Annotated in this window: 7 protein-coding genes; all 7 read left to right on the forward strand. The window is 49.3% G+C overall.

Annotated elements, in window-relative coordinates; genetic code table 11:
- Positions 1–282, forward strand: a 282-nt coding sequence (gene traN / locus AB4496_RS18615) for a conjugal transfer protein TraN (RefSeq protein ID WP_372131593.1), incomplete at its 5' end; no start/stop codon positions are given.
- A gap of 24 nt (positions 283–306) precedes the next feature.
- Complete coding sequence (locus tag AB4496_RS18620; RefSeq protein ID WP_016799995.1) at positions 307–510, forward strand: hypothetical protein; 204 nt, start codon at positions 307–309, stop codon at positions 508–510.
- A gap of 12 nt (positions 511–522) precedes the next feature.
- Positions 523–1,332 (forward strand): type-F conjugative transfer system pilin assembly protein TraF, encoded by an 810-nt coding sequence (gene traF / locus AB4496_RS18625; RefSeq protein ID WP_170962716.1) that lies wholly within the window; start codon positions 523–525, stop codon positions 1,330–1,332.
- A gap of 15 nt (positions 1,333–1,347) precedes the next feature.
- On the forward strand, positions 1,348–1,785 hold the full coding sequence (gene traF, locus AB4496_RS18630) for a conjugal transfer protein TraF (RefSeq protein WP_016799993.1): 438 nt from the start codon (positions 1,348–1,350) through the stop codon (positions 1,783–1,785).
- The gene (locus AB4496_RS18635; RefSeq protein WP_102257493.1) at positions 1,782–3,143 is read left to right on the forward strand and encodes a conjugal transfer protein TraH; all 1,362 of its coding nucleotides are present in this window, start codon (positions 1,782–1,784) and stop codon (positions 3,141–3,143) included. The genes traF (AB4496_RS18630) and AB4496_RS18635 overlap by 4 nt, the downstream gene beginning before the upstream one ends.
- A 12-nt stretch (positions 3,144–3,155) precedes the next feature.
- Positions 3,156–5,864 (forward strand): conjugal transfer protein TraG N-terminal domain-containing protein, encoded by a 2,709-nt coding sequence (locus AB4496_RS18640; protein WP_102257492.1) that lies wholly within the window; start codon positions 3,156–3,158, stop codon positions 5,862–5,864.
- A gap of 88 nt (positions 5,865–5,952) precedes the next feature.
- The coding region (locus tag AB4496_RS18645; protein ID WP_372131595.1) for a hypothetical protein at positions 5,953–6,337 on the forward strand (385 nt) is incomplete at its 3' end.

Below are 6,337 nucleotides of genomic sequence, written 5' to 3' on the forward strand. Positions count from 1 at the left end.
GAAAAGGTCTTAGGCGCGTGTATCCGGGAAAAGAAGACCTACTGCGTCTTTGATAGCAAATTGGCGCGCATCATCCAAGAGCAAGGCTCGAAAGGTCAACTTGGCATCAGTCTGGGAACCGCCAAACACCCCATTTGCGGCGCCCTTACCCCCGAGCAGCTTCAAGACATAGATTTTGAACGCCTCGACTTTTCGGACTTCTACGACGACATGCACGGCAACACCAACCTGCCTTCGGCCACAGAAATCCAAGAGCGATTACACAGCGCTTATCGCCATTAACTTAATCAATGATGAGGACATGATATGGATCCCCTACTCCCTTTACTTGTGGCCACCCTGTCGACAACCGGGTTTGCCATCACCCTTATTCGGCATCTTCTGTTCAAACGAAAACTCCATCAGCTCAAGCAAGAAATGATGAGGCACCAACAACAGCGTGGCATTGATGAAGCACTTTGGACGTTATTTCACACGCGCACCCACAAGATGCTGAGTTTCTGGCAATAATGAGGTCACACCATGAAGGACTTATCCACAAAAACGGTGAACAACTCAATTAACCGATTAACAATCAAACCCCTACCGTTAATGTTGTTGGCTTTATTGGCCTTTCACAGTATCGCCGATGAGCCCCCCAAGGGGTGGCGCTGGTATAACGAGACCAAAGCGCCCAAAGTCCCTCCCAAAGAGGAGGAGAGCCTCCCCCCCAACAGCGTCTCTACCGTGATGAGCGCCACCGAGCAGATGCAATGGTTCCACCGCGCGTTTGATGAAGCGTTAAACGATGCCACCATTAACCCAACCGATGAAGAGAAAAATCTAAAATTGATGAAGCTGAAAAAATTCATCGATGGCAAGACCACGCAAACGGGCATGACCTTCAAAAAGCTCATCAACGAACACCCCGAATACTCGTACACCAAAGACCGCCCCACAGAGCAAGCCGCAAGAGCGACGTACTATCAAGGTATCCAACTCAAAAACGAAGCCACTGTGCGTCAATTGGTACAAGAAGGTTGGGGCCTCTACTTCATCTACGAAGGGCAAGACGCCTTATCTCAAACCCTAGCACCCTCAATCCAAGACTTTGCCCACCGGTACCACATCGAACTGGTCGGGATCAGCAAAGACGGTCAGACCTTTGAGACGATTAATGAAAACCGTATTGATAAGACAGGGCGTGTACAGGTGCGCTACACACCGGCTTTAATGCTGGCCAATATCCACACCAAAGCACTCAAGCCCCTCGCCTACGGCTTCATTTCACAAAAAGACTTGCTCTCTCGCTTTCACAACGTCGCGACCAATTACCAAGACAGCGACTTTTAACTTAAGGACGCCCCGATGAACGCTTTTATCCGCACGTTATTGTTGAGTACGCTGATGACGCTCGCCTCAACCTCCCTCACTCAAGCGCAACCCCCTCATGCGATGACAGGCCAATACGCCTTGGTGTTCTTCCATTTTAGTCAGTGCGCTGAGTGTCACCACTTTGCCCCAACCATGAAGCGGCTAGAGCAAACTACTCAACTACCTGTGTACGATTTCTCCTTTGACGGACAACCCATCCCCGGTTACGCGACGCCTATACCGACCAACTCTGACATCACCGCTGCGTTTTTTGGGGATCTCAAAAACGCCATTACGCCCGCCACGTTCTTAATCAACGTCAGCAATGGTAAGTACGTGCGTTTGAGTGAAGGCAATGTTCCATACACTGAGCTGCTTAAGAGCTACCAAGCCTTGCGCGCCGATGTGGCCATCATGGAGAGTTTACAATGACGCGACCTACCCTCCTGACTCTCTTAATGAGTCTTTCATGTTCACTTCATGCCGGCGGCTTGGGCGACGCCATGAACAGCTTTTGGGATGACAGCAGTTTTAACAGCAACATCACGAACCCAAGTGCCTATCAGGGTCAATCCGCCACCTACTATAATGCGGGCAGTTTGTTTGCTCGCACCAACATCAAAAACATTCAACTGGCCGCCATCACCTTGCCTTCTGTCAGCGCAGGGTGCGGTGGCATTGACGCCTTTATGGGCGGCTTTTCTCATATTAACTCTGACCAACTGGTGGCTTTTGGTAAAGCCGTCATTGCCAACGCCGTGCCCTTCGCGGTGGATTTAGCGCTGCAAACTTGGGCGCCGAGCATCAAAGAGAATCGGGACAAACTGCAAGCCATTGCTGATCAGTTCCTCACCACCTCGATGAACTCTTGCCAAGTAGCGCAATCGGCGGTCTCTGGTTTAGCGGCCTTTACCGATGGGGAAGCCAAGCGACATGCCTGCGCCACCCTAGGCACGCAAAGCAACGCTTTCGCTGATTGGTTAGAAGCGCAACACGAATGTCGCAACGTCCGTACCAACCAGAGCACACTGGCTAGCAACACCGATGACGCCACGGCGCACGCAGTGAAAGTGAACTTAAATGTGGTGTGGGATGCGCTCATGAAAAGCGCTTACCTTCAAGACAATCAAGAGGTCGCCGAGTTTATCGTAAGCCTCACTGGCACCGTCATTTACGACGCGCAGGGGACGCCAAGCTACATTCCGGCCATGTTAGTGGGTAACGACACCGCCATTAACGCCCTTTTGACCGGAGGGGATTTGGAGGTGTATCGATGCGACAACACCGAGACCTGCCTTTCGATGAGCCTAAGCGCCATCAGCCTAAATGAAAGCCAAGCCTTTAACGCCAAAGTGCGCCACACCGTCGATACGCTCTATGCCCACTTACAATCTGACCAACCTATCACCGACTCAGAGAAGAGCTTTGTTGAACTCAGTGACATTCCTATCTTAGCAATGCTCATTGATGATGCGCACCTCAACCTACAACCAGAAAGCCATTTATACGCTCAAAATATTGCCGCCGATCTCTTGCATGCCTATCTCAACAACATGCTGATGATCGTCAATCAATCCATGACCAACCTCGCTTCGGTTAACCCAACCGACGTCAATCGCACTCTCGAAGGCATCAACAGTGCAAGGGATTACTTACAAACCATTCGAGACCGTCACAAAACAAAATTGAACGCGTACTTAGCCCTCACTGAGCGCTTAAAACGCAAACGAAAGCTCCTTAGCCAATCGGCAAGTGACGCTACCCTATCGAACCTCACCTTTGGCCATTAAAGGAGATCCCCAATGACCTTAGACTTTTATCTCTATGGCGCAGGCCCTCAATTACAACGAGCCTTGAACGCCGTCGCCACTTTTTTTACCACCAACACCTTTGGCTCGTTAATCGAAATCGCCTTACAACTGGCCTTTATCATCAGTGCCACCCTATTTTTTGTGTCTCGAGACGCGAAACATGTGATGCGTTTTATGTTCATTTACTTGGCTATCCCCACTTTTCTTATCAGCATGAAAGCCACCGTCCATATCAATGACGCGCAAAATCCTATGCGCATTTATTACGTGAATAACGTGCCTTACATCGTCGCAATACCCGGTTGGGCGGCCACCACGTTCATGCACGGCTTAACCGAAGGCATTGAAATCGTCTTTAGCAGTACAGAGGATGAAAGCTACAGCTCCTCAGGCATGGTGTTTGGTTCGAATTTATACACGTTGCTTCGTAGCGCCAACGCCGAAACCATTGATCTGCAACGCTATTGGAAAGACTTTTATCACAACTGCATCGTCGGAGACATTCGAATTAACAAAAAATACACCATGCAAAACATCCTGCAAGCACCGGATTTGCTGGGTTTTCTCGCCACAAAATCGATGTCCCCCATTCGTGGGCTCTATAACCCCCAGGGTCAATACAGAACCTGCCGCGACGCGTTTCCTGAACTCACTCAACAATTTGATGAAGAGGCCAATCAAACCATGAATAAACTGGGCGCGTATATCTTGGGACGAGAGAGCAACATCCAATCAACGTTCTTAAGAAACGCCATCGAGAATAGTCACCAAGATTTAATTGGGGTCAGTAACAACGCGGTCGATATTTTAAAACAGAACATGGTCATCAACATGACGCGATGGAACATCGAAAACACGCACCGAGGTATCGCGGCCAACTACGCCTACACCGCCAACCAAATGCAAACCACCACCATGTGGGCCAACATTGGGCTGCAAGCCAAAGAGTTCATTCCAATGATGCACTCGATAGGAGTGATTTTGTTTGTCTGCTTTGGGGCGATCATTGCCATCATTGCCTTGCTGCCACATATGGCGCTGCCTGTCCTTAAAAACTACGTTGGCAGTTTTTTCTATCTGGCCACTTGGCCTATGATATTCACCATCCTCAACGCTATAATGATGTGGTTCTTAGAAGGGGCGACCCAGGGCGCGACACAAGGGTTACGCGGCATTACCCTCTCGAACATGAGCGGCATTGATTACGTCAACACGCGTTACGCCTCCATTACCGGATACTTGATGATGTCCACCCCCGCGATTGCTTTGGCGTTAACCAAGGGCGCAGCGGCCATGATGAGCAGCTTAAACTACCAACTGGCGGGGATGATAAACCAAACCAATGCCCGTACGTCGGCAGCGGCCTCAAGCGGTGACATCAGCCACGGTAATACGCAAATGCAGACCCACACGTTTAATAACGTCAATGGCAATAAGTTTGATACGTCGACATTGCTGAAACAACACGGCAGTACCACGCAAAGCGAAGACGGTATGCTTTCAACGCAATACGGTGATAGAACGGTGTATGACACTAGCCCTACCGCGTCGAATTTCCAGTGGAATGTCGCCAGCTCTAGTCAATACAGTGAAGCGGTGCAAGGCTTGCATACTAGCGCTCAATCCAACCTTTCGACACAACAAGCGGCCTTGTCGCAAAGCACACAAAGTGGCTCTCAATTGATGGCCGATTGGAAAGAGAGTTATTCGTCAACCCAAGGTTATGGTTTAACTCATGGACACGGCGCGAGTGCGGCGGCTTCAAAAGGCTTAGAGCAGGTCAACTCCGCCACTGAGCAAGTCAGTGCGGCAACCGGATGGAGCCATGAGAAAGCGAATGCCTTCTTACACTCAGCGTACGGCGGTTATGACGTGAACGCTGGACTGTCAAGCGGCGCTCTCGGTGACGCCGTAGGGTTTAATGGGAGTGTGAACGTGTCCACGGGACAAAAATGGACACAGGAAGAGCGTGAAACGCTCAGCAGCATGAGCAACGAACAACAAAGCCAAATGCAAGCCGCCATCGAATCCTACCGCTCTGGTGCCAACCAAACCATCGAGGCGAGCAACCGCCTCTCGACCGATGAACGTAATACGGAGATGGGCACTTACGCCACTGGCTTTACGGCGAACTTTAGTGAGACGCAAGGTTTAATTACGTCCACGACACAAGCTCAACAAGAGGTCAATACGCTCAGTCAAGTCAACAGCCAAGAGCAACGTCATATGGCCAGCCTGACTGAGAAACTGGAAAAGCCGTTCCAAGAGTTTGTTGAGGAAAAATATGCTGATAAAGAAGGAAAAGCTCGACAAATCCTAACGGGCAATAATGATGACTCTCGCCAATCTCGATCTAATGAATGGGAAGCATTTAAAACAACCGATACGTTTAAAGATTTTGTGCTCGCAAGCTTACCCACGCAAGAAGAGCACGAACGTACCTTTAATTCTGAGCCGACCCAAGCCGAGTGGCAAAAGATGGTGGGGGAACAATTTAAAGGCAAGGCTCTAGGTAATACCGGTCAAACGGTGCTGGATCAGCATCAGAAACACGGCGGCACAGAGCGTTATTACAACCCCGACAACCACTCACAAATCGTGGATGAAACTCGCGGTCAATTTGAGAGTACCAGTAACCGTGTTGAGCCACCATCAACCTTGCAGCCAACACAAAAGGAAGAGGATAAATCCCGCTCTTAATCTATAAATAATGGTTAATTATTAAGCAGCCCAAGTGGGGAGTCAGAAAAACTGATAATATAAACAGTATAAAGTGGAGGGATTAGTGATGAAAAGATGGAGCGTCTTAAGCTTAACCGTATGGTGCTCCTTTGGGAGTCTAACGGCAGAAGAGATAGAGATAGACATTGATAAGTATGGCAGTAAACATAACCCTGCCTCTATGCGTTATTACGTTGAGCACTATCAAGAGCCCGATAGCCCTGAGTATCAAGCTTTAATGATCGGTGTTCGTGTTGCTGCTTATACAGCGGATCTTTATACCACTCGCTTAGATGCTCGCAACCAACGTATCGACTACTGTTTACCAATGACAGATACAAGCAATCGCGAAAGCTTAGATAGTTGGAGAACCAAAGATTTGATGACAATCATCGACAAAAGACTCAAACGCGATCCTAATCTAAAAAAATATGGGGAAGCAGGTATAGGTG

This window comes from Vibrio sp. 10N.222.46.A1 (genome assembly GCF_041473595.1).
Classification (GTDB): domain Bacteria; phylum Pseudomonadota; class Gammaproteobacteria; order Enterobacterales; family Vibrionaceae; genus Vibrio; species Vibrio tasmaniensis_A.

Bases quoted from the DNA above. Each gene is read 5' to 3' on its own strand.
- AB4496_RS18635 (WP_102257493.1), top strand. From the start codon at position 1,782: ATGACGCGACCTACCCTCCTGACTCTCTTAATGAGTCTTTCATGTTCA.
- traF (WP_170962716.1), top strand. From the start codon at position 523: ATGAAGGACTTATCCACAAAAACGGTGAACAACTCAATTAACCGATTA.
- traF (WP_016799993.1), top strand. From the start codon at position 1,348: ATGAACGCTTTTATCCGCACGTTATTGTTGAGTACGCTGATGACGCTC.
- AB4496_RS18620 (WP_016799995.1), top strand. From the start codon at position 307: ATGGATCCCCTACTCCCTTTACTTGTGGCCACCCTGTCGACAACCGGG.
- AB4496_RS18640 (WP_102257492.1), top strand. From the start codon at position 3,156: ATGACCTTAGACTTTTATCTCTATGGCGCAGGCCCTCAATTACAACGA.